At 70.2% G+C, this 21,767-nt stretch carries 19 protein-coding genes and 1 tRNA gene; 11 read left to right on the top strand and 9 right to left on the bottom strand.

Annotated features, from left to right (window positions below):
- The first annotated feature begins 44 nt into the window (after nt 1-44).
- From AB0F91_RS22725 to AB0F91_RS22740, 4 genes are all read left to right on the top strand, one after another.
- Nucleotides 45-968 (top strand): ATP-binding cassette domain-containing protein, encoded by a 924-nt coding sequence (locus AB0F91_RS22725; protein ID WP_360600152.1) that lies wholly within the window; start codon nt 45-47, stop codon nt 966-968.
- Nucleotides 965-2,179, top strand: coding sequence for an ABC transporter permease (locus AB0F91_RS22730; protein WP_360600154.1), 1,215 nt, complete (start codon nt 965-967; stop codon nt 2,177-2,179). The genes AB0F91_RS22725 and AB0F91_RS22730 overlap by 4 nt, the downstream gene beginning before the upstream one ends.
- Nucleotides 2,180-2,555: 376 nt before the next feature.
- Complete coding sequence (locus AB0F91_RS22735; RefSeq protein ID WP_360600156.1) at nt 2,556-3,410, top strand: hypothetical protein; 855 nt, start codon at nt 2,556-2,558, stop codon at nt 3,408-3,410.
- Between the two features lie 154 nt (nt 3,411-3,564).
- The gene (locus AB0F91_RS22740; RefSeq protein WP_360600158.1) at nt 3,565-4,203 is read left to right on the top strand and encodes a nicotinamide mononucleotide transporter family protein; all 639 of its coding nucleotides are present in this window, start codon (nt 3,565-3,567) and stop codon (nt 4,201-4,203) included.
- Here AB0F91_RS22740 and AB0F91_RS22745 read toward each other — a convergent pair.
- The 3 genes from AB0F91_RS22745 to aceE all read right to left on the bottom strand — a co-directional run bounded on the left by AB0F91_RS22745 (nt 4,184) and on the right by aceE (nt 10,157).
- Nucleotides 4,184-5,797, bottom strand: coding sequence for an L-lactate permease (locus AB0F91_RS22745; RefSeq protein ID WP_360600160.1), 1,614 nt, complete (start codon nt 5,795-5,797; stop codon nt 4,184-4,186). The two genes, AB0F91_RS22740 and AB0F91_RS22745, sit on opposite strands and share 20 nt — an antisense overlap.
- 214 nt (nt 5,798-6,011) lie before the next feature.
- Nucleotides 6,012-7,223 carry an alpha-hydroxy acid oxidase gene (locus tag AB0F91_RS22750; RefSeq protein WP_360600162.1) on the bottom strand — a complete coding sequence of 404 codons (1,212 nt, stop codon included), beginning with the start codon at nt 7,221-7,223 and terminating at the stop codon, nt 6,012-6,014.
- Between the two features lie 138 nt (nt 7,224-7,361).
- The gene (gene aceE / locus AB0F91_RS22755; protein ID WP_360600165.1) at nt 7,362-10,157 is read right to left on the bottom strand and encodes a pyruvate dehydrogenase (acetyl-transferring), homodimeric type; all 2,796 of its coding nucleotides are present in this window, start codon (nt 10,155-10,157) and stop codon (nt 7,362-7,364) included.
- Between the two features lie 431 nt (nt 10,158-10,588).
- On the opposite strand from aceE, the gene AB0F91_RS22760 reads away from it, so the two are divergent.
- The 4 genes from AB0F91_RS22760 (at nt 10,589) to AB0F91_RS22775 (ending at nt 13,190) form a co-directional block, all read left to right on the top strand.
- A complete protein-coding gene (locus AB0F91_RS22760; RefSeq protein WP_285969388.1) occupies nt 10,589-11,023 on the top strand; it encodes a DUF3052 domain-containing protein in 435 nt (144 codons plus the stop codon).
- A gap of 75 nt (nt 11,024-11,098) precedes the next feature.
- Nucleotides 11,099-11,560 carry a peroxiredoxin gene (locus tag AB0F91_RS22765; RefSeq protein ID WP_360600167.1) on the top strand — a complete coding sequence of 154 codons (462 nt, stop codon included), beginning with the start codon at nt 11,099-11,101 and terminating at the stop codon, nt 11,558-11,560.
- A 47-nt stretch (nt 11,561-11,607) separates the two neighbouring features.
- Nucleotides 11,608-11,679 (top strand) — tRNA-Val (locus tag AB0F91_RS22770).
- Nucleotides 11,680-12,128: 449 nt separating this feature from the next.
- Nucleotides 12,129-13,190: a hypothetical protein gene (locus tag AB0F91_RS22775; protein WP_360600169.1), complete on the top strand. Its 1,062-nt coding sequence runs from the start codon at nt 12,129-12,131 to the stop codon at nt 13,188-13,190.
- A 149-nt stretch (nt 13,191-13,339) separates the two neighbouring features.
- Here AB0F91_RS22775 and AB0F91_RS22780 read toward each other — a convergent pair whose 3' ends face one another.
- Nucleotides 13,340-13,891: a carboxymuconolactone decarboxylase family protein gene (locus AB0F91_RS22780; protein ID WP_360600171.1), complete on the bottom strand. Its 552-nt coding sequence runs from the start codon at nt 13,889-13,891 to the stop codon at nt 13,340-13,342.
- 80 nt (nt 13,892-13,971) lie between these two features.
- Here AB0F91_RS22780 and AB0F91_RS22785 point away from each other — a divergent pair, with 80 nt between their 5' ends.
- Nucleotides 13,972-14,433, top strand: a complete 462-nt coding sequence (locus tag AB0F91_RS22785) for a MarR family transcriptional regulator (protein ID WP_360600173.1) — start codon at nt 13,972-13,974, stop codon at nt 14,431-14,433.
- Between the two features lie 4 nt (nt 14,434-14,437).
- On the opposite strand, the gene AB0F91_RS22790 is transcribed toward AB0F91_RS22785, so the two are convergent.
- Nucleotides 14,438-15,637 carry an aminotransferase class V-fold PLP-dependent enzyme gene (locus tag AB0F91_RS22790; RefSeq protein ID WP_360600175.1) on the bottom strand — a complete coding sequence of 400 codons (1,200 nt, stop codon included), beginning with the start codon at nt 15,635-15,637 and terminating at the stop codon, nt 14,438-14,440.
- 62 nt (nt 15,638-15,699) lie between these two features.
- On the opposite strand from AB0F91_RS22790, the gene AB0F91_RS22795 reads away from it, so the two are divergent.
- Both AB0F91_RS22795 and AB0F91_RS22800 read left to right on the top strand, forming a co-directional pair.
- Entirely contained in the window at nt 15,700-16,317 is a 618-nt protein-coding gene (locus AB0F91_RS22795) for a GntR family transcriptional regulator (protein WP_360600177.1), read from the top strand.
- A 4-nt stretch (nt 16,318-16,321) separates the two neighbouring features.
- The gene (locus AB0F91_RS22800; RefSeq protein ID WP_360600179.1) at nt 16,322-17,089 is read left to right on the top strand and encodes a metallophosphoesterase; all 768 of its coding nucleotides are present in this window, start codon (nt 16,322-16,324) and stop codon (nt 17,087-17,089) included.
- Here the strand turns inward: AB0F91_RS22800 and AB0F91_RS22805 are convergent.
- Genes AB0F91_RS22805 through AB0F91_RS22820 form a run of 4 tightly spaced genes read right to left on the bottom strand, consistent with a single transcriptional unit; the run spans nt 17,079 to nt 21,659 of the window.
- Complete coding sequence (locus AB0F91_RS22805; protein WP_360600181.1) at nt 17,079-18,704, bottom strand: CocE/NonD family hydrolase; 1,626 nt, start codon at nt 18,702-18,704, stop codon at nt 17,079-17,081. The genes AB0F91_RS22800 and AB0F91_RS22805 overlap by 11 nt on opposite strands.
- A 60-nt stretch (nt 18,705-18,764) precedes the next feature.
- The gene (locus AB0F91_RS22810) at nt 18,765-19,727 is read right to left on the bottom strand and encodes an asparaginase (RefSeq protein WP_360600183.1); all 963 of its coding nucleotides are present in this window, start codon (nt 19,725-19,727) and stop codon (nt 18,765-18,767) included.
- On the bottom strand, nt 19,724-20,983 hold the full coding sequence (locus AB0F91_RS22815) for an L-asparagine permease (protein ID WP_360600185.1): 1,260 nt from the start codon (nt 20,981-20,983) through the stop codon (nt 19,724-19,726). Before AB0F91_RS22815 ends, AB0F91_RS22810 begins: the two co-directional genes overlap by 4 nt.
- Nucleotides 20,976-21,659, bottom strand: a complete 684-nt coding sequence (locus AB0F91_RS22820) for a FadR/GntR family transcriptional regulator (RefSeq protein ID WP_360600214.1) — start codon at nt 21,657-21,659, stop codon at nt 20,976-20,978. The genes AB0F91_RS22815 and AB0F91_RS22820 overlap by 8 nt, the downstream gene beginning before the upstream one ends.
- Between the last annotated feature and the right edge of the window lie 108 nt (nt 21,660-21,767).

Consider the following 21,767-nt stretch of genomic DNA (forward strand, 5'->3'; position numbering starts at 1 on the left):
GTGATGTACGTCACCGAATTGCGACAACAAGGGGGAAAGGGCCGATGCCAGAGCCCGGACTGGAGATCGACGCGATCTCCAAACGCTACGGCACCGTCGTGGCACTGGAGAAGATGACTTTCGACGTGCGGCCCGGCGAGCTGTTCGGCTTCGTCGGCAGCAACGGCGCGGGCAAGACCACCACGATGCGCATCGCGCTCGGGGTGCTCAGCGCGGACGCGGGCCAGGTGCGCTTCGCGGGATCGCCGATCACGCACGAGACCCGGCGGCACATCGGGTACATGCCGGAAGAGCGTGGTTTGTACCCGAAGATGAAGGTGGGCGAGCAGCTGACGTACCTCGCGCGGCTGCACGGGATGTCGGCGGACGACGCGAAGGCGTCGACCGAGCGCTGGACCGAACGCCTCGGTGTGGCCGCCCGCCGTGACGACGAGGTGGAGAAGCTCAGTCTCGGCAACCAGCAGCGCGTGCAGCTCGCGGCCGCGCTGGTGCACGAACCGCGCATCCTCGTGCTGGACGAACCGTTCTCGGGCCTGGACCCGGTCGCGGTCGACGTGATGAGCAAGGTGCTCAAGGAGAAGGCCGCCGACGGCGTGCCCGTCGTGTTCTCCAGCCACCAGCTGGATCTGGTGGAGCGCCTGTGCGACCGCATCGGGATTGTCCGGAGTGGACGGATGGAGGCGATGGGCACCGTCTCGCAGCTGCGGGCCGGCGGCGCAGTGCGGCTGCTCGTCGACGCGCCCCAGGCGGCCGACGGCTGGGCCGCGAACCTGCCCGGCGTCACGGTGCTGGGCCGCGACGGTGCGGTGACCGAGCTCGAGCTGGTCGACGGTGCCGACGACCAGGTCGTGCTGCGCGCGGCGCTGGCGACCGGGCCGGTGCGCGAGTTCGCGCGGAAGCTCCCGTCGCTCACCGATCTGTTCCGTTCCGTCGTCACCGAGCACCACCACGAGGAGGCGGCGGCATGAGCACGCCCGACGTCCGCATGAGCCCGCTGTCCGGAGTCGGGCTCGTCGCCTCGCGCGAGATCAGCACGCGGCTGAAGTCGAAGGCCTACCGGATCAGCACGCTCGTGCTGCTCATCCTCATCGTCGCCGCGATCGTGGTGCTGAAGCTCGTGGGCGGCAGCAGCGGTCCCGACGCGACCGTCGGCTACGTGCCGGCCGCGGCACCGCTGTCGGCGCCGCTGACAGCGATCGGGAGGTCGGTGGGCCAGGACATCGCCACGCAGCCCGTTCCCGACGACCAGGCCGGCCTCACGAAGCTGAAGGACGGTTCGATCGACGCACTGCTGGTCCAGGGCGCGGACCGAGTGCACGTGCAGGTCGAGAAGGATCTCGACGGGAACCTCAAGAACGTGCTCACCGTGCTCGCGGGCCGCGTCGCGCAGAACTCGGAGATCCTCGCACAGCACGGTGATCCGGCGAAGGTGGAGGCCGCCGTCGCGAGTGCGAGCATCGACGAACTGCCCCCGCTGGAGAAACCGTACGACTACGACAGCCAGCAGCTCGTGCTCGGCATCATCGCGGGCATCCTCATCTACATGTCGCTCCTGCTCAACGGCCAGACCGTGGCGCAGGGCGTGGTCGAGGAGAAGACCTCGCGCGTGGTCGAGCTGCTGCTGTCCACCATCAAGCCGTGGCAGCTGATGGCGGGCAAGGTGCTCGGCATCGGCACGGTCGGGTTGATCCAGATGCTCGCGATCGGGATCGTCGGCATCGCCGCGGGCCTGGGGACGGGGGTGCTCACCATCTCGGTCTCCGCGGCCATTGGCACCGTCGCCTGGCTGGTGGTGTGGTACCTGCTCGGGTTCTTCATGTATTCGATCGTGTTCGCCGCGCTCGGCGCGCTCGTGTCACGGCAGGAGGACGTGAGCGGCGCCGTGTCGCCGGCGCTGATGCTGGTGATCGTCGGCTACGTCGTCGGCATTTCGGTGCTGCCGTCGGACCCGTCGAACAAGTTCGCCGAGGTGCTCTCCATCATCCCGGTGTTCGCGCCGACGCTGATGCCGATGCGGCTCGCCATGGGCGGGGTGCCCGTGTGGGAAGCTGTGGTGTCGGTGGGACTCGTGGTGCTGCTGATTCCGCTTTTGATCTGGCTGGCCGCGCGGATCTATCGCAACGCCGTGATGCGTACCGGAGCGAAGGTGAAACTGCGCGACGCGCTGCGCGCGGCCTGAGTGTCCGTTCGGTGAACACGTGTCGTCGCCCTGTGAAACCCGCAGGCCTGCCGAAAACCTCGACGGGTGCTGAAAGCCCTGACGGGTCCGGCGAAACCTGAAGTGTATTCGCAGGGCGACGACGCGAACACCCGCTGAATACGCCCGGTCGTAATACCCGCAAATGCTCGAGGCCGCCCGGCGCTTGCGGTTTACGCTGCGCCGGACGGCCTCGTCTCCCCGGTCCCCACCGGTAGTACAAGTATGGCCGTGATTGATCTTCCGGCGCCAGTCGTCTCACTCGATCGTGGTGCAACGCACTCCCGCTGGCTGGGTACCTGATCATCGACCCGCTGCAACGGTCCGCAGTCGGGAATCCACGACGAAGGGAGCCAGCGTGGGTGAGCAACTCAAGGACGGACTCGGACAGGCCTGGAATCTGGTGGCCACGTTCGTCCCGAAACTCGTCGGTTTTCTGATCATCCTGCTGATCGGCTGGCTGATCGCGAAAGCGGTGTCCAAAGCGCTGTCTCTGGTGCTCGGAAAACTCGGATTCTCCCGGCTCGTCGAGAAGACGGGGCTGACCGGAATGATGAAGCAGGCGAATGTCGACGCCACCGGCATCCTCGTGAAACTGGTCTACTACTTCATTCTGCTGATCGCGCTCCAGCTGGCGTTTGGCGTGTTCGGTGAGTCGAATCCGGTCAGCCAGCTGCTCAACGACATCATCGCGTTCCTGCCGCGGATCGTGGTGGCGCTGGTGCTGATCGTCGTGGCCGCGGCCATCGCGAAGGTCGTGCGTGACGTCGTGAACTCGGCGATGTCCACGCGGCCGGCGGGCCGGCTGCTCGGCACCGTCGCCTACTGGCTGATCATGGCGTTCGGCATCATCGCCGCGCTGGGCCAGGTCAACATCGCCACCGCCATCACCGGCCCGGTGCTCATCACGGTGCTGGCGACCATCGGCGGGGTGATCGTGGTCGGCTTCGGCGGCGGTCTCATCAAGCCCGCCCAGGACCGCTGGGGCGGCTGGCTCACCACCCTGCAGGGCCAGCTGAGCTCGGGCAACGGTGGTGGTCAGCGCCAGGTCGGCGGCCGGCCGCAGGCCCAGACCACTCGGGCACAGCCCCAGACCACGCAGGCGGCCCAGACCACGCAGGCCCGCACGCAGCCCGTTCAGCCGGGAAACGGCCACCAAGCCGTGAACGACACCCCGACCCCGCCGGTCGGGTTCAACCGCGTCGATCGCTGATCCCGGCGCGGTTCGGGCAGGCCCGGTGCATCGGGAGGGCACCGGGCCTGTCCGCGTGCCGGGACGGTGTCGCCCGCCTCACACCCCGGGGAATCCCGCGCCCACCCGGGGTGTTGGCGCGAAAGTCAACTGGGGGACGAGAAAGGGTGCGGACGTGGACTTCCTGCTGCAGCACGGTGTCACGGTGTTCGGCCAGTGGGTCTCGATTGCGGAGCTCGTGGGGCAGGTGCTCGCGCTCGCGGTCGTGTTCCTTGCTGACCGGCGAACGCTGTGGACCTGGCCTGTGCAGGTGGGCGCGACGATCCTGCTGTTCTCCGTTTACGTTTCCGCGCACCTGGGCGGCCTGGCCGGGCGGCAGATCGCGATCCTCGCGATCTCGCTCTACGGCTGGTGGGCGTGGCGCCGCCGCACCGACCCCGTCAACGGCGTGGTCGTGCGCACGGGCCGGCCCGCCGAGCGCTGGGCGATGGTCGGCGCGTTCGTCGTGGGCACGGTGGTGATGGCGCTGGTGCTGCAGGCGCTGAACGCGTCGTGGGCGCCGTGGCCGGACGCCGCGATCTTCGTCGGCACGCTCGTCGCCTTCGGCGCGCAGGGCGCGGGGCTGGTCGAGTTCTGGGGTGTGTGGCTGGTGGTCGACGCGATCGGCGTGCCGCTGCAGATCTCCTCGGGCTTGTACTTCTCCGCCGCGATCTACGTCGTTTTCGCGGTGCTGGTCGTGCACGGCTCGTGGAACTGGAACCGTTCGGCCAAGCGCGTGGTCGCGCACCGGGCGGTCACGGCAGCATCCAGCTGAGCACGGGGGTGCTCTGCCCGAACACGATCAGGCACATCACCAGCAGCAGCCCGATGCTCCACGGCAGCACCTTGCGCAACAGCTTGCCCTCTTCGCCCGGCAGGTTGGCCGCGACGCACGCGATGGTCAGGTTCTGCGGCGAGATCATCTTGCCCAGCACACCGCCGGAGCTGTTCGCCGCGGCCAGCAAGTCCGCGCGCAGTCCCGTCTGGTGCGCGGCCGTGACCTGCAGGGCGCCGAACAACGCGTTGGCCGACGTGTCCGAACCCGAGACGGCGACGCCGAACCAGCCGAGCACGGGGGACAGGAACGCGAGCCCCGCGCCGGCCGCGGCGATGAACGTGCCGATGGTGCTCGTCTGGCCGGACAGGTTCATCACGTAAGCCAGCGCGAGCACCCCGGTCACGGTGACGATCGCGAACCGCAGCTCCTTGACCGTCGCCAGCCACTCCCGCCCGGCCGTGCCCGCGGCGACCTTGAACGCCACGAGGGTGAGCAGCCCGGCGATGAGCACGAGCGTGCCGCCGGTGTTGAGGAACGGCAGCGAGAACGTGTTGCCGGACACGGCTTTGCCGTCCGGGCCGTGCACGTCGAGGCCGGGCCAGTGGAACTTCCACGTGGCCGCGTCGAGCAGTTTCTTGATCGGCGGCACCTGCGCGAGCGAGAAGATCACGATGATCAACGCGTACGGCAGGTAGGCGCGCACGACCTCGCCGCGCTCGTCCGGCCGGTCGAGCGTCGCGGTGCGGGACCCGGTGAGCACCTGCGCGCGGACCTCGGCGGGCACCGCGCGGCGCGTGATCGGCAGCGCGACGAGCGCGGCGGCGCCGGCCAGCGCCGCGCCGATGTCGGCCAGCTGCGGCGAAACGAAGTTCGAGGCGAGGAACTGAACCACGCCGAACGCGACGCCGCACACCAGGGCCGGCACCCACGTCTCGCGCAGGCCGCGCTTGCCGTCGACGATGATCACCAGCAGCAGCGGCACGAACAGGGCCAGCAACGGCGTCTGCCGCCCGACGATCGACGACACCTGCTCCAGCGGCAGCCCGGTCACCTGTGCGAGCGTCACCACGGGCGTGCCCATCGCGCCGAACGCCACCGGTGCGGTGTTCGCGACCAGCGCCACCACGGCGGCCTTGCCCGGCCCGAACCCGACGGCAACGAGCATCACCGCGCTGATCGCCACGGGCGCGCCGAAGCCGGCCAGCGCCTCCATCAGCGCGCCGAAGCAGAAGGCGATGATCAGCGCCTGCAACCGCGGGTCGTCGGAGATCCGCCCGAACGAGCGGCGCAGCACGTCGAAGTGCCCCGTGTGCACGGTGATCCGGTAGATCCACAGCGCGTTGACCACGATCCACAGGATCGGGAAGAGCCCGAACGCCGCCCCTTGCAGCGCACCGGAAATCGCTTGTCCGACGGGCATCCCGTACACGGCGATGCCGACGATGAGCGCCACGATGAGGCCGATCAGCGCGGCGTGGTGGGCCTTGGTCCGGACCACCCCCAGCAGCACCAGCACCACGGCCAGCGGCACCACCGCGACGAGCGCCGATAGCCCGAGACCACCGAGCGGAGCCAGGTCCTGCACGAACAAGCCGACCTCCCGGGGGGACCGCTGTTTCCGGATCGCGGAAACAGCCTTTCACGAGGTGGCTGAGATACTCGTCACAGACCCACCGGTACGTCAACCCGGTGTCGCACGTCTGGACCAATCGGGACGACCACCCCAACGTGGCATTGGGTGCGTTGAGAGCACCCAATGCGGCGTTCGGTGCGTTGATGGTCGGGGCCGGGCGGGAGGGAGCAGGTCAGCGCAGGGTGACGTGGGCGGGCCGCAGGTCCTCGACGCGGCGCACGCCCAGCAGCTGCATGGTCCGGATCATCTCGGTGCGCAGGATGTCCACGCACCGCTGCACGCCGCGCTCGCCGCCGGCCATCAGGCCGTAGAGGAACGCGCGGCCGACGAGCACGAAGTCGGCGCCGCGCGCGATCGCGGCCACGATGTCCCCGCCGGAGAGGATGCCGGTGTCCACCCAGACCTCGGCGGTGCCCTGGATCTCGTCGAGCACCGCGGGCAGCAGCTCCAGCGGCGTCGGCGCGCGGTCGAGCTGGCGGCCGCCGTGGTTGGACAGGACCACGCCGTCGGCGCCGTGGTTCACCACATCCCGCGCGTCGGCGACGTTCTGCACGCCCTTGACTACGAGCTTGCCCGGCCAGGTGCGGCGCACCCAGTCGAGGTCGTCGAAGTCGAGCGTCGGGTCGAAGAGCTGGGCCAGCAGCTCGGCCACCGTGCCGTCGAAGTGGTTCAGCGACGCGAAGCTGAGCGGCTCGGTGGTGAGCAGGTTGAACCACCACGCGGGGTGCATCGCGCCGTCGGCGAACGTCTTGAGCGTGAGCGCCGGCGGGATCGTGAGCCCATTGCGCACGTCGCGCATCCGCGCGCCGGCCACCGGGGTGTCGACGGTGAGCAGGAGCGTGTCGTAGCCGTTCTCCCACGCGCGATTCATCAGATCTTCACCGGCGCCGTGGTCGCGCCACACGTATAGCTGGAACCACTTGCGTGCCTCAGGGGCCGCCGCGGCGAGGTCCTCGATGGAGGTGGTCGCCATGGTCGAGAGAGCCATCGGGATGCCGTTGCGCTGGGCCACGCGGCCCACGGCGCTCTCGCCCTCGTGCTGCATCATGCGCGTGAACCCCGTGGGCGCGAAGCCGAACGGCAGTGCCGAGGTCTTGCCGAGCACGGTCCGCGTGGTGTCCACATCGGATACTCCGCGCAGCACGTTGGGGTGGAACTCCACGCGCCGGTAGGCCTGCCGGGCGCGCAGCAGGCTGTCTTCCAGCTCCGCGGCGCCGTCGGTGTAGTCGAACGCGGCGCGCGGCGTGCGCTTGCGCCCGATCATCCGCAGGTCGGCGATCGTGTGCGCGTTGGACAGGCGCCGCTCGGTCGGGTTGAGCAAGATCGGCTTCGGCCGCAGGATCTGCTTCAGTTCACTCGGCCGCGGCAGACGACGCTGGGTCACGCTCGATCACCCTTCCTCAGGCGCTGGGTACCTCAAGGCTTAGATACATCCGATGTCTAGCTTAGTAGGATCGGGCCTCAAAACAGCAAGACCCTCCAGGCCATTGCCCGGCCCGGAGGGTCTTGCGGCGACTACGGCTTACGCGTTGCCGGAGTCCGACGTCTGCGGGCCGGCGGCCGAGACGTCGTCGAGGCGGTAGCGGCGCACCGCTTCGGTCACCTTGTCCTGCGCCATCTCGCCGCGCTTGGCGAGCGCCGTGAGGGCACCGACCACGATCGACTGCGCGTCGACGAGGAACTTGCGCCGGGCGGCCGGGCGGGTGTCGGAGAAGCCGAACCCGTCGGTACCGAGCGTGAGCATGTCGGTGGGCACCCACGGGCGGATCAGGTCCGGCACCGCACGCATCCAGTCCGACACCGCCACGACCGGCCCGTTGACACCCGACAGCGCCTGCGTCACGTACGGCACGCGGGGGCTGTCGGCCGGGTGGAGCAGGTTGTCGTGGTCGATCTCCACGGCCTCGCGGCGCAGCTCGGTCCACGACGTGGCCGACCACACCGCCGCGCGCACGCCCCACTCCTCGGCCAGCAGCTGCTGGGCCTTGAGCGCGTCCGGCATCGTGACGCCCGAGACGAGGATGTGCGCCTCCGGGCCGTCGCCCGCCGGGGCGTCGGCGTACTTGTAGAGGCCCTTGAGCAGGCCGTCGACGTCGAGGTTCTCCGGCTCGGCGGGCTGCTGGTAGGGCTCGTTGTAGACCGTCAGGTAGTAGAAGACGTTCTCGCCGTTGCCGTGCGGCCCGGTCTCGCCGTACATGCGCCGCAGACCGTCGCGGACGATGTGGGCGATCTCGAAGGAGTAGGCCGGGTCGTAGGCCACGACCGCCGGGTTGGTCGCCGACAGCAGCAGCGAGTGCCCGTCGGCGTGCTGCAGGCCCTCACCGGTCAGAGTGGTGCGGCCCGCGGTGGCGCCGAGCACGAAGCCGCGCGCCATCTGGTCCGCCGCCGCGTACAGGCCGTCGCCGGTCCGCTGGAACCCGAACATCGAGTAGAAGATGTAGATCGGGATCATCGGCTCGCCGTGCGTGGCGTACGAGGTGCCGACGGCCGTGAACGACGCGGTGGAACCCGCCTCGTTGATGCCCTCGTGCAGCAGCTGGCCCTTCTCGGACTCCTTGTAGGCCAGCATCAGGCTCGCGTCGACCGACGTGTACGTCTGGCCGTGCGGGTTGTAGATCTTGGCCGTCGGGAACATCGAGTCGAGACCGAACGTGCGGGCCTCGTCCGGGATGATCGGGACGACGCGCTTGCCGATCTCCGAGTCCTTCGCCAGCTCGCGCACGAGCCGGACGAACGCCATCGTGGTGGCGACCTCCTGCTTGCCCGAGCCCTTCCGGATGCCCTCGTAGACCTTGTCGCCCGGCAGCACGAGCGCCTTGGCGTGCTTCGGCCGGCGCTCGGGCAGGTAGCCGCCCAGCGCCTTGCGGCGGCCGATCATGTACTCGATCTCGGGCGAGTCGGGGCCCGGGTGGAAGTACGGCGGCAGCTTCGGGTCGCGCTCGAGCTCGGCGTCGCTGATCGGGATGCGCTGGGCGTCGCGGAACAGCTTGAGGTCGTCGAGCGTGAGCTTCTTCATCTGGTGCGTGGCGTTGCGGCCCTCGAACGCCGGGCCGAGGCCGTAGCCCTTGATGGTGTGGGCGAGGATCACCGTCGGCTGGCCGTGGTGCTCCATGGCCGCCTTGTACGCCGCGTACACCTTGCGGTAGTCGTGGCCACCGCGTTTGAGGTTCCAGATGTCGGCGTCGGACAGGTCCTTGACCAGGTCCTTCGTGCGCGGGTCGCGGCCGAAGAAGTGCTCGCGCACGTACGCGCCGTCGTTGGCCTTGTACGTTTGGTAGTCGCCGTCCGGCGTCACGTTCATCAGGTTGACCAGGGCACCGTCGCGGTCCGCGTGCAGCAGCGAGTCCCACTCGCGGCCCCAGATGACCTTGATGACGTTCCAGCCCGCGCCGCGGAAGTACGACTCGAGCTCCTGGATGATCTTGCCGTTGCCGCGCACCGGACCGTCGAGCCGCTGCAGGTTGCAGTTGATCACGAAGGTCAGGTTGTCGAGGCCCTCGCCCGCGGCCACGTGGATGAGGCCGCGCGACTCCGGCTCGTCCATCTCGCCGTCGCCGAGGAACGCCCAGACGTGCTGGTCGTTGGTGTCCTTGATGCCGCGGTCGCGCAGGTAACGATTGAATCGGGCCTGGTAGATGGCGTTCATCGGGCCGAGGCCCATCGACACCGTGGGGTTCTCCCAGAAGTCCGGCATCAGCCGCGGGTGCGGGTACGACGGCAGGCCGCCGCCCTCGCCCGCGTGGCTGTACTCCTGGCGGAAGCCGTCGAGCTGCTGCTCGGACAGGCGGCCCTCGAGGAACGCCCGCGCGTACATGCCCGGGGAGGCGTGGCCCTGGAAGAAGACCTGGTCACCGCCACCGGAGTGGTCCTTGCCGCGGAAGAAGTGGTTGAAGCCCACCTCGTACAGCGCCGCGGACGAGGCGTAGGTCGAGATGTGGCCGCCGACGCCGACGCCCGGCCGCTGCGCGCGGTGCACCATGATCGCGGCGTTCCAGCGGATGTAACGGCGGTAGCGGCGCTCGATCTCCTCGTCGCCGGGGAACCACGGCTCGTTCTCCGTGGGGATGGTGTTCACGTAGTCCGTGGACGTGAGCGCGGGCACGCCGACGTTGCGTTCGCGAGCGCGCTCCAGGATGCGCAACATCAGATAACGCGCGCGCTGCTGGCCACCCCTGGCCAGCGCCTCGTCGAAGGAGTCCAGCCACTCGGCGGTCTCCTCCGGGTCGATGTCGGGCAGGTGCGCCGCGAGTCCGTCACGGATGACGCGTACGCGTGCCGGGGTCTCCTTGCCGGAGGCGCCGTCGTTCTGCGGGGCCAAGGGGTCTCCTTGTAGCTGGTTGTAGCCGTTGTAGCTGCTGGGCGGGAGTGCACGCCGATTCCCATCGTCGTCCCCGGCCCGGCTCCCGTCACCTTTACTGTCCGGTAACAAGGGTCGCCCCGAGTGCACCACTCCCCGCACGCGGTGTATCGCGCGCGCGTTTTTCTCTCCACAACACTAGAGGAGAGGTTTCCGGGGGTTGCCGGAGCGGTCGTGCGACACTTCCCACAGACACCTGTCCCGGGGTCACCGAAGACCCCGGGGGGCCGCCACGCTGCGACACGACTTGTCAAAGATCCGGTGTGGACGGTTGCGCGCAGCGCCGCGCCAGTGTTCGCTATCGACAACCGTGTACCCGAGTGTGGTGGCCGGCGCAGCTTCACCTGCGTGACCGACCACCGCGCTCCGTCGTAGTTGGAGGAGTGGAAGCAGTGGTCGCCGCGGGAGACGCAGGCACTGCCGGCGTCGCCGAGAGCCTTGGCATCAAGCCGGACATGGTGGTCCAGGAGATCGGCTGGGACGAGGACGTCGACGACGACGTCCGCGCGGCGATCGAGGAGGCGATCGGCGCCGAACTCCTCGACGAGGACGCCGACGAAGTCATCGACGTCGTGCTGCTCTGGTGGCGCGAAGACGACGGCGACCTGGGCGACGCCCTGGTCGACGCCCGCGGTCCGCTGGACGAGAACGGCGTGATCTGGGTGCTGACGCCCAAGACGGGTCAGCCCGGGCACGTCGAGCCCAGTGAGATCGCCGAAGCCGTGCCGCAGGTCGGTCTGTCGCAGACCGCCAACATCAGCGTGGGAGCCGACTGGCTCGGGACCCGCCTGGTGTCGCCGAAGTCTTCGAAGGCGAAACAGCGGTGAACCGGGTCCTGCGCACCTGACACGATAGGGTTGTCGGCGCAGGTTTCGTGATCGCTTTCGGAGAGGATTCGCCGCATGACCGTCGAGGTCGGTACGCCAGCCCCGGACTTCACGCTCAACGACTACAACAAGCAGCCCGTCACGCTGTCGTCGTTCAAGGGCGAAAAGCCGGTGCTGCTGGTTTTCTTCCCGTTCGCGTTCAGCGGGACCTGCACCGGCGAGCTGTGCCAGCTGCGTGACGAGTTCGCCGACTACGACACCCAGGGCGTCCAGATCCTGGGCGTCTCCGTCGACGCGGTCTTCTCGCTGAAGGTGTGGGCCGAGCAGCAGAACTACCAGTTCCCGCTGCTCTCGGACTTCTGGCCGCACGGCGCCGTCGCCCAGGCCTACGGCGTCTTCAACGACAAGGCCGGCATGGCCCTGCGCGGCACGTTCCTCATCGACACCGACGGCATCGTCCGCTTCGCCGAGGTAAACCAGCCCGGCGAAGCCCGCGACCAGTCGGCGTGGAAGAAGGCCGTGGCCGAACTGGCCTGACTTTCCGGCGGAACCCCGCTTCGACTTCGACGCGGGGTTCCGCCGCCGGGCGCATAGCTCAGCGGAAGAGCACTCGGTTTACACCCGAGCGGTCGCAGGTTCGAACCCTGCTGCGCCCACGCGGTTCTCTGGGTGGACTGTGTCCGCGGAACGCGCGGACCGGGTTGTCCCGCGGTGTCTTTTGGGGGTGCAACCCCCAAACCCCGCCCGGAGGGCTTCGCCCCCGGACCCCCGCGGTGGTCGTCTTGGGTGGTGTCGCCTCTGGACCCCGCGGTGGTCGTCTTGGGTGGTGAAGCCCCGGACCCCCGCGCTGGTCGTCTTGGGTGGTGGCGTCTGCCGGGCCCCGGTGGTGGTTGCGTTGGGTGGTGTCGGCGGAGGGCCCCGGCGGTGGTCGCCTTTGTCTGGTCCGTAACGGTTGGCGATCGGTCGGGTGCGGGGAGCGTCAGGGGCGAAGGGGTGGCCCTACGCTGGTTCGAGCGTGATCGGGCGGCGCCGGTCCGCGCTGGGGGGACGGGTGGACGCGCAGCGTGCGTATCGGCGGGTGAGCTGGACGTTCGGGTGTTTCGCGATGCTCTTTTGCACTTCCGTGGGCACCGCGGTCGTCGCGGAAGGGGCGCTGCGCGGGCCGGGCGTGTCGTGGATGCGGGTGCTCGTGCAGGCGCTCGTCGCAGTGGTCGGGGTGGTCGTGCTCCGGGCGGGGCGGAAGGCGGCGTCGCGGTGGTACGTCGAGAACGCACTGCGGCGCGGCCGGGCCGGGTTCTCGCCGGCGTTCCCCTTCACGCTGGTCACCTGGGTGCTGGCCGGAGTGGGCTTCGGCGGTCTCGCCGGCACCGCGGTCGTGGCCGGCGACCTCGGCGACGCCGACTCGCGCGCACACCTCCAGGCACTCGTGGACTTTTCGCGGCCGATCCTGCTGCTCTTCACGACCCTCGTGGTCCTGGCCGCCGCGGGCTACTACTCGTGGCGCTTCCGGGAACGCCACGAGCTCCTGACGCTGCAGGCAGCGGGAATCGCGGTCGTGGTCGAGCCGGAGCCGCCGCGTCCGATGAAGGTCACCCGGATGTGGCTCGTCGGCACGCTCGTCGACGCACTGCTCTTCGCGGGCGCGATCGTGCCCCGGCTGCTGTCCGACGACGACCGCCCGACCTCGGACGAGCTCGCCACCGGCGGCTTCAACGTGATCGCGGGGCCGGCGGTCGTGAGCTTCTCGATCCTGCTGCTCATGCTGGCCAACTGGTCGACGCGCCGGTCCGCGCTGCGGGCGCTGCTGCACCCGGCTTCCCTGACGGCCATCGGCCTCGTGCTGCTCGGCTACGCGCTCGACAGCGGTGCGGGCTTGACCGTCGTGGGGACCGTCCTCGGCGTCGGCGGCACCCTGCTCGGCTCGGCCACCTGCCTGAACATCATGACCCGCGGAGCCCAGCCGTGGATGGGCCTGCTGTACCTCGCCGGCAACTACGTCTACGGCTACCTCACCGCCCCGAACGGCGACTACGACCTCCCGCAAGGCGTCACCGGCTGGATCATCGCGGTACTGGCCGCGGCATACGCGATCCGCGAGGCGGTCAAGCACTACCGGGAGTGGACCGCGGTGGAACCGCCGAGCCGGGCGGAGCCGCCGCCGTTCTGATGCTGGCCGCCCAGTGCCGGGCCTGCCCCCTCGACAGGCCCGGCCGCGTGGTGCGCGTCGCGGGCGAACGTGGAGCAGGAGGCCCGGCGGGGCCGCGTGGATACGTCGGGGACTGCGGCAAACGGGTGATCTTCCGAGCCCGGCCACCGTCAGGCGGCGGTCCACGCGTGCCCGGCCAGGCTCGGGTGCAGGGGAGCGGCCACGAGCCGGTTGGCGAACGTCGCGAGCGTGTACGCGCCGATACCCAGCACCACCTCGAGCGCCTGCCGTGGGGTGTAGCCGGCGGCGAGGAACGCGTCGAGGTCGGCGGCAGGCACATCACCGGTCGTCGCGAAAGTGGTCAGCACGAACCGGCGCAGCGCCTCCAGTCTCGGGACCGGCAGTGGTTCCGCCGCGCGCAGGGCCACGATCAGGGAAGCCGGCGCGTCGAGCTGCACCAGCTTCGCGGTGTGCAGCGCAACGCAGAAGTGGCAGCCGTTGCGCGTGGCGACCACCAGGATCAGCGTCTCGCGTTCCAACGGCGAGAGCGTGGTCGTCTCGAACAGAGCACTCAGCTTGAGGAACCCGTTCAGCAGCTCCGGCGACGTCGCCAGCCGGGCGACGGCGGCGGGCAACGAGCCGAACTGGGCTTCGGTCGCCGCCAGTGCGCGGCGGGCGGCCGGCGGGGCGCTCTCGGCGGTGTGCTCGGGGAAGTGCGGCACGGAACCCTCCTGAGGTAAAGTCGTCAACGTGGTTGTCGAATTCCAGAAGGTAAACCTGGTTGTCGAATTTGGCAAGCGGCATGGCTGACGCGCCCGGCTTCGAGCTGCCGTTGCTGCTGTTCTCGGGCTTCCGCACGCTGATCGACGACCTGCACACCGAGCTCGCCCGCCAGGGTCACCCCGACGTGCGTCCCACATTCGGCTTCGCGATGCAAGCCATCGGACCGCGCGGGGCCACGGCGTCGGAGCTGGGCAAACGACTCGGCGTCTCGAAGCAGGCCGCGGGCAAGACCGTCGACCGCCTGGAGCAGCTCGGGTACGCCGAGCGCGCCGACGACCCCGGCGACGCCCGCCGCAAGCTCGTGCGGCTCACCCCGCGCGGCATCGACTCCCTCGCCCGCTCCGCCGCGATTTTCGAAACGCTGCGCGCGAACTGGGTGAAAGAACTCGGCGCGGACCGCGTCCGTGCCCTCGAAGCCGACCTGCGCACCATGACCGGCGGCGGCTTCCGGCTCGACGTCGCGGGTTGGTTCGCCGGCTAGCCCCTCAGCGCGACTCCCGGGCCAGCTTCGCCACCTCGCTCGTCAGCAGGTCGATCTCGCCTTCGGTGTTGTAGTAGTGCACCGACGCGCGGACGAGGTCGGGCAGGTCGCGGGCGGTGAAGTCGTACTGCGCCGAGGTCGCGTGGGTCACGCTCGTGTTGATCTTCGCAGCCGACAGGCGCACCTTCACCTGCTCCGCGCCGAGGCCGTCGAGGCTGAACGCGACGAGCCCGCACTTGCGCGCGCCGACGTCGTGCACCCGCACGCCGTCGAGCTCACCGAGGCGGCCGCGCAGCGTCGCGCCCAGCTCGCCCACGCGTTGCTCGATCGCCGGCAGGCCCCATTCGAGCGCGTAGTCGACGGCCGCGCCGAGCCCCAGCACGGCCGCGTAGTCGCGTTCCCAGACCTCGAACCGCTTCGCCGTCGGGTCCACCACGAACTCGTTCGGCGACTCCCAGCTGGCCGAGTGGAGGTCGAGCGTCGCCGGCTCGAGCCGCTCGCGTAGTCGCGGATGCACGTAGAGGAAGCCGGTGCCGCGCGGCCCGCGCAGGTACTTGCGGCCCGTGGCGGACAGCGCGTCGCACTGCAGGAGTTCGACATCGAGGTCGAGCTGCCCGGCCGACTGGCACGCGTCGAGCAGGAACGGGATCCCGGCCTCGCGCGCGACCTTGCCGATCTCCTCGGCCGGGTTGACCAGGCCGCACTGCGTCGGCACGTGGCTCACGGTGATGAGCTTCACGTCGTCGTCGATCAGGCGGCGCAGGTCGGCCACGTCGAGCTGGCCGGTCTCGTCGTCTGCGACCACCTCCACGCGCGCCCCGGTGCGGCGCGCCACCTGGAGGTAGGCGATCGCGTTGCTCGCGTACTCGGCGCGGGAGGTCAGGATCTTCTCGCCCGGGCCGAAGCGCAGCGCGTAGAAGACCGCCTGCCACGAGCGCGTCGCGTTATCCGTGATGGCGATGTCCTCGGGCGCGGCGTTGATCAGCCTCGCCACGGACGTGTACACGGCTTCGGTGCGCTCGGCCGCCGCCGCAGCGGCCTCGTAGCCGCCGACCAGCGCTTCGGCTCGCAGGTAGTCGACCATCGTGTCGGTTACGCGGGCGGGCGGGAGCGCCGAACCGGCGTTGTTGAAGTGGACGACGCCGGAGCAGCCGGGCGTCTCGGCGCGGGCGCGCGCCACGTCGGCGGGCTGGATGCTGACCATGGAGACTGAATACAGTAGGGCATGTCTGTATGCAATGCCGGTTCGTGTGTAATGCTGCGCGGATGACCAAGCGACTCCTGCGGGCTGAGCTCATCGCGGAGATCACCGCGCGGGTGCTCGACGGCAGGCTCGACACCCGGATCAACGAGGTGCACCTCGCCCGCGAGCTCGGCGTGAGCCGCACGCCCCTGCGGGAAGCGCTCATCGGGCTCGCCGACCGCGGGCTGCTCGTCGCCGCGCCCGGCCGCGGGTTCCTCGTCGCGCCGCTCGACCCGGAGGAGGCCCGGCGGCTCTACCCGCTGGTCGCCGAGCTGGAGTCGCTCGCCCTGCGCTGGACCTCGCCGCTGGACCTGACCCTGCTGCCGGACGCGCTCGACGCCATCGCCGACGAGATGACGGCCCTGCCCTCCGGCGCCGATCTGTCCGCTGTGGACGATCGCTGGCACGAGCTGTTGCTCTCCCGCTGCACCAACCCGCATCTGCTGCGCCTGATCGAGCAGACGAAGCCCCTGCTCAAACGCTATGAATCCGTGTACTTCGGCGGCCCCGAGCGGGCCGCCGAGAGCATCGCCGAGCACCGCGCGATCGCCGACGCGCTGCGCTCCGGCGATGGTCCCCGCGCGACAGCCCTGCTCATCCGCAACTGGGTCAAGGCACTGGCATACCTCGAACGGAGCTGACGGCATGAAGGTCTTCGCGCACCTGTCGGACATCCACCTCGACGGCGGCGACCGCGCCGACGCGCGCACCACCGCGGTGCTCGACTACCTGCGCGCCCTCGCGCACCCGATCGAAGCCGTGTTCGTGACGGGCGACCTCGCCGACCACGGCCTGCCCGAGGAGTACCGTCGCGCGACCGAGCTGCTCAAGCACCCCGCGCCCGTGTTCACTTGCCCCGGCGACCACGACGTGCGCGAGGCCTTTCGCGAGGGCCTGCTCGGCGAGCCGGCGAGCGCCGCACCGGTGAACGTCGCCACGGACGTGAACGGCGTCCTCGTGGCCATGTGCGACTCGACGATCCCCGGCCAGGGCGCGGGTTACCTCGAAGACGCAACGCTGGCTTGGCTCGACGAGGCGCTCACGGCCCACGCCGGACCCGCGTTCGTCGCCTTCCACCACCCGCCGGTCGAGGTCGGCATCCCGCTCGTGGACGCCATCCGCCAGACGGGCGAAGATCGCCTCGCCGAGGTCCTGCGGCGCCACCCGCGGGTACTCGCGCTGCTCTGCGGCCACGTCCACACCGGCGCCGCCACGACGTTCGCGGGCGTCCCCGTGCGCGTCGCCCCCGGCGTGGTCTCCGGTGGGCTGCTGCCCGTCGAGCCCGGTGCCGACCGCTCGTGGGCCGAGGGCGGGCCGATCGACCTCGAGCGGCCGCCGTCACTGCTGCTTCACGTGCTGCACGACGACGGCCGGCTCACCACCCACCAGCGGGTGGTGGCGTTCAGCGGCTGAAGACGGGCAGCGTGACCCGCGAAGGGTGCGCTGCGTCGTGGAAGATCTCGAACCGGTTCGCCTTGCCGTCGACGGCGCTGGCCACCGGTTCGCCCGTGCCGTGGTTGCGGGCGAAGCGCGGGAACGCGCCGCCCGCCACCTGTACGCGCAGCCGGTGGGCGCGGCGGAACCGGTAGGCCGTGGGGTCGAGCCGAACCTGCGCCGTCACGATGCCGTCGAAGTCCGCCTCGGGCGCGCCGGGTCGCAGCCGCAGGATGCCGTCGGTGACGTTGCGGGAGCGCCCGTCCTGGTCGACGTCGCAGATCCGCACGTACACGTCGGCGTGGCCCAGTTCGGTGCGCACGAACACGGTCGCGCTCACCTCGCCGATCACGTCGAGGTCGGCGATCAGCGGTTCGCCGGTGAACACGAGCACGTCCTCGCGCGCCTCGACCGCGTTGTTGTCCTGCTGCTTGTTCGCGCCCGTCAGCAGCGGACCGCCGACCGCGGGCGTCGGGTCGGCGGGGTCGTAGGTGAACGCGGTGGGCCGGGCCTCGCCGTCGACCACCTCGCCGAGACCGCCGATCGGCCGCAAGTGCGAGTCGGCTTCCGTGGACTCGGGTGGCCACGCGTCGAAGTCGAGCCAGGTCGCCGCCTGCTGCAGGTACAGCCGCACGGGGGAGCGCTGCAGTTGCGCGCGGTCGTCGAGCAGGTGCGCGCGCAGGAACCCGACCTGGTCCTGCACGGAGATCCGCAGGCTGGCCGGGTCGCCGTGGGCCCACGGCCCGATCGTGATCCGCGGCGCGCGCCCGGCATCCTGCAGCGTGCGGAAGTCCCGCAGCTGGCCCTGGATGAACAGGTCGTACCACCCGGTGACCATGCTGACGGGCACGGTGAGCCCGGCCACCTCGGCGCTGTGGTCGGACATGGCCCAGTAGCCGTCGTGCGGTTCGGCGTGGGTGGTCACGTCGCGCAGGAACAGCACCTGTTTGCCGATCGCGGCCACGTCGGCGGCCTTCAGCGGCAGGTGCGCCATGGCGCGGCGCGTCTTGCGCTTCTGCAGCGGGTTCGGCAGCGCCGCGAACCGTTCCTCCTGCCGGCCGATCATGGCCGACCACGACACCATGTTGTCGGCCGCGAGCACCCCGCCCGGGTAGAACGTGCTCACGAACTCCGAAGCCGTCACACCCAGCGCCATCGCTTCGAGCGGCGGGTCGAGGTAGGGCCCGATCGCCCACTGCGTGTGCCCGAGGTAGCTCAGGCCCGCCGTCGCCAGCCGCCCGTCGCACCACGGCTGCGCGCGCAGCCACTCGGCAGTGGCGATGCCGTCTTCGCGTTCTCGGTGGAACGGGCGGAACTCGCCCTCGGAGCCGAACGTGCCGCGCGTGCTCTGCACCACCGTCTGCAGGCCGTGGCGCGCGAAGACGCTGCCGAAGAGCGCGGCGATCGGCCCGCTGCGCCCGTACGGGGTGCGCACGAGCACCACCGGCCCCGAGAGCCGGCCGGCCGGCGCGTACCGGTCGGCCACGAGGTGGACTCCGTCGGGCATGGGTATCCGCAGGCCCTTGGTGGCGACAGGGGCCGGGCCCTCCGCCTTCGGGAGACCGAGCAGGAGGTCGGCGACGCGCTGCAGCACAGGTTTACCCCTTTCACCAAGCCGGACGCTTTCGAAGCTACCCGTCTCGCGTGAGCGGGGTCACGCAGCTCGCGGGTGGCCGCCGAGTTCCGAGGTGACCCGCAGTGCCGGACTCGTGAGCGGTTCGAGCACGCCGGCGTCGACCCCGCACAGCTGCAGCGCGGCCGCGAGCACGGCGGGCCGAGCGCGGTCGCCGCCGTCGGCGATCTTCAGTGCCACGGCCGTGCCGTCGGGCAGCGCGGCGAGCTGCACGGCCTCGAACCCGTCCTTCGCGAGGAGCCCGGGCACCGCGGCCATCACCGCGGTAACGTCTCGCCGGGTGCCGCCCACGAGGTCCGGGTGCTGCCGGATGCCTTGGGCCACCGAGCTTTCCGGTGTGCCGGTTGCGGCGGTGGCCAGCCGCGAGGCCGCCCGGGCGAGCCCGCGCAGCGACAGCGCGAACAGCGGCGCGCCGCACCCGTCCACGGCCACGCGCGGCACGGTCTGCCCGGTGAGGTCTTCGACGGTGGCCCGGATCGCGAGCTGCAGCGGGTGCCCGGGATCGAGGTACGTGCGCGGGTCCCAGCCCTGCTCACGGCAGGTGGCGAGCATCGCGGCGTGCTTGCCGGAGCAGTTGTGCGCCAGGCGCTCGGGCTGCCGGCCCTCGGCGACCCACGCGTCGCGCTCGATCGGGTCGAACGGGTAGTCGGCCGGGTTGCCGAGGTCTTCGACGGTGAGGCCGTGGCCGGCCAGCACGGCGGCCGCGGCGTCGAGGTGCCGGCGTTCGCCCGAGTGGCTGGCCGCGGCGATCGCGAACCCGGCCGGCGGCAGCATCAGGCCCAGCCGCGCCATCGCTGTCGCCTGAAGCGGCTTCGCCGTGGAGCGCGGGTACATCGCGACGTCCGGGTCGCCGGCGGCGAAGAGCGTGGACCCGTCCGGCGCCAGGGCGATCACCGAACCGTGGTGCACGCCTTCGACCATGCCGTCGCGCAGGAGGTGGACCAGGGGGACGTGCCGCGGCACGCGCTGTTCGGGGGCGCTCACTGGTCGGCCTTCTCGAACGCGCTGATGTCGATGCGCTTGCGCAGGCAGAACCAGCCGATCACCAGCGCCACGACGATCGCCGGCAGCGCGAGCACCGTGATCCGGCCCGTCTTGTCGAACGCCATCGGCACCACCACGGCGGCGAGGAACACCAGCGCCGTGAGCTCGGTCCACGGCGAGCCCGGCAGCCGGACCGACGGCCGCGTCAGCTCACCGCGGTTCGCCCTGCGCACGAACAGCAGGTGGCAGGGCACGATGATCGCCCACGTGGCGAGGATGCCGATCGCGGCGAAGTTCAGCACGATCTCGAACGCGTCCTTCGGCACCACGTAGTTGAGCCCCACGCCGAGCACGCAGACCGCGGCCATGAGCAGGATGCCGCCGTAGGGCACCTGGTTGCGGTTCATCACGCCGGTGAACTTCGGCGCCGAACCCGCGACCGACATCGACCGCAGGATCCGACCGGTGGAGTACAGGCCCGAGTTGAGGCTCGACATCGCTGCGGTGAGCACCAACATGATCTTCTGCGGGCTCTCCGTCTCGCCCGCCGCGACGCCCGCCAGTTCCACCGACGCGTACGCGAACACCACGCCCTGCACGATCAGGATCATCGGCAGCACGCCGGGCGGGAAGATCCCGCCGTGGTCGGCGATCAGCCGGGGTCCCGGCGCGAGGCCGTCGACCGGGTGCTGCGTGACGAGCAGCACGATGCCGATGATCATGAACAGCACGAGTGCCGCGACCTTGACGATCGCGAACCGGAACGCCATCTCGCCGAACAGCTTCACCGAGACCAGGTTCACCTTCAGCACCACGGCCAGCGCGATCAGCGCCAGCGCCCACTGCGGGATCGGTGCGAAATACGACCAGAAGTGCGCGTACAGCGCGATCGCGGTGATGTCGGCGATACCGGTCGTGGACCAGTTGAGGAAGTGCATCCAGCCCGCGACGTACGCGCCCTTCTCGCCCATGAACTCCCGCGCGTAGGACACGAAGAGGCCCGAGGACGGGCGGTGCAGGATCAGCTCGCCCAGCGAGCGCACCACGAAGAACGCGAAGAGCCCGCACACGGCGTACACGATCGCCAGCGCCGGCCCGGCCTGCGCGAGACGGCCGCCCGCGCCGAGGAACAGGCCGGTGCCGATGGCGCCGCCGATCGCGATCATGGAGATGTGGCGGGACTTCAGCGCCTTGTCGTAGCCGGCGTCGGCGTGCTTCTCCGTTTCGCCGGACGACGGAAGGGTCTGTTCACTCACGTTTTGAGTCGTTCCTGTTCTGCTTCGCCGTGCGGCCCGGCCGCACGATGGTGGTCAGCGCCTGCTCGACGTGCGTGAGGTGCGCTGTCATCGCGGCCACGGCCCGCTCTTGCGAGCGCTCGGTGATCGCCGTGACGATCCCCCGGTGCTCGACGTTCGACTTCGCCCGCCGGTCGCCCAGCTGGTTGAGGAAGGCCGACTGGCGGGCCAGCGCGTCGCGGATCTCCTCGATGACCTTGGTGAACACCGGGTTGCCGGAGGCTTGGGCGATGGTGATGTGGAACAGCGAGTCGAGCGCCACCCACGCCGTGTTGTCGGTCTCGAGCTCCATCCGTTCGACGAGGTGACCGAGCAGGTCGAGGTGGTCGGCGTCGCGGCGCAGGGCCGCGTACCCCGCCACAGGGATTTCGACGTGGCGGCGCACCTCGATGAGGTCGCGCGCCGAATAGTCACCGAAAGTGGGGCTCTCGGCCGGGCCGGTCGCGGTGACGAACGTGCCCTTGCCGGTGCGGGAGACGGTCAGCCCGAGCGCCTGCAGCCCGCGCAGCGCCTCGCGGATGACCGAGCGGCTGACCTCGAACTCCTTGCTCAGCGCGGCTTCGGACGGCAGCTTGTCGCCCACGGCGTACTCGCCGCGTTCGATGGCGCGGCGCAGGTACGCCAGCACGGCCTCCATGGCGCTCACGCGACGGGGGCCTTGTCCGGCTGTCTGGCTGTCAGACAGGTTCATGGATCGAGATCGTGAAGTTCCGCCGAACCGGTGTCAAGTCAGGCGGAGGTCTCC

The sequence above is a fragment of the Amycolatopsis sp. NPDC023774 genome (genome assembly GCF_040639695.1).
Taxonomy (GTDB): Bacteria; Actinomycetota; Actinomycetes; order Mycobacteriales; family Pseudonocardiaceae; genus Amycolatopsis.

Bases quoted from the DNA above. Each gene is read 5' to 3' on its own strand.
- AB0F91_RS22775 (WP_360600169.1), top strand. From the start codon at position 12,129: ATGCTCTTTTGCACTTCCGTGGGCACCGCGGTCGTCGCGGAAGGGGCG.
- AB0F91_RS22725 (WP_360600152.1), top strand. From the start codon at position 45: ATGCCAGAGCCCGGACTGGAGATCGACGCGATCTCCAAACGCTACGGC.
- AB0F91_RS22785 (WP_360600173.1), top strand. From the start codon at position 13,972: ATGGCTGACGCGCCCGGCTTCGAGCTGCCGTTGCTGCTGTTCTCGGGC.
- AB0F91_RS22795 (WP_360600177.1), top strand. From the start codon at position 15,700: ATGACCAAGCGACTCCTGCGGGCTGAGCTCATCGCGGAGATCACCGCG.
- AB0F91_RS22765 (WP_360600167.1), top strand. From the start codon at position 11,099: ATGACCGTCGAGGTCGGTACGCCAGCCCCGGACTTCACGCTCAACGAC.
- AB0F91_RS22800 (WP_360600179.1), top strand. From the start codon at position 16,322: ATGAAGGTCTTCGCGCACCTGTCGGACATCCACCTCGACGGCGGCGAC.
- AB0F91_RS22820 (WP_360600214.1), bottom strand. From the start codon at position 21,659: ATGGAGGCCGTGCTGGCGTACCTGCGCCGCGCCATCGAACGCGGCGAG.
- AB0F91_RS22790 (WP_360600175.1), bottom strand. From the start codon at position 15,637: ATGGTCAGCATCCAGCCCGCCGACGTGGCGCGCGCCCGCGCCGAGACG.
- AB0F91_RS22730 (WP_360600154.1), top strand. From the start codon at position 965: ATGAGCACGCCCGACGTCCGCATGAGCCCGCTGTCCGGAGTCGGGCTC.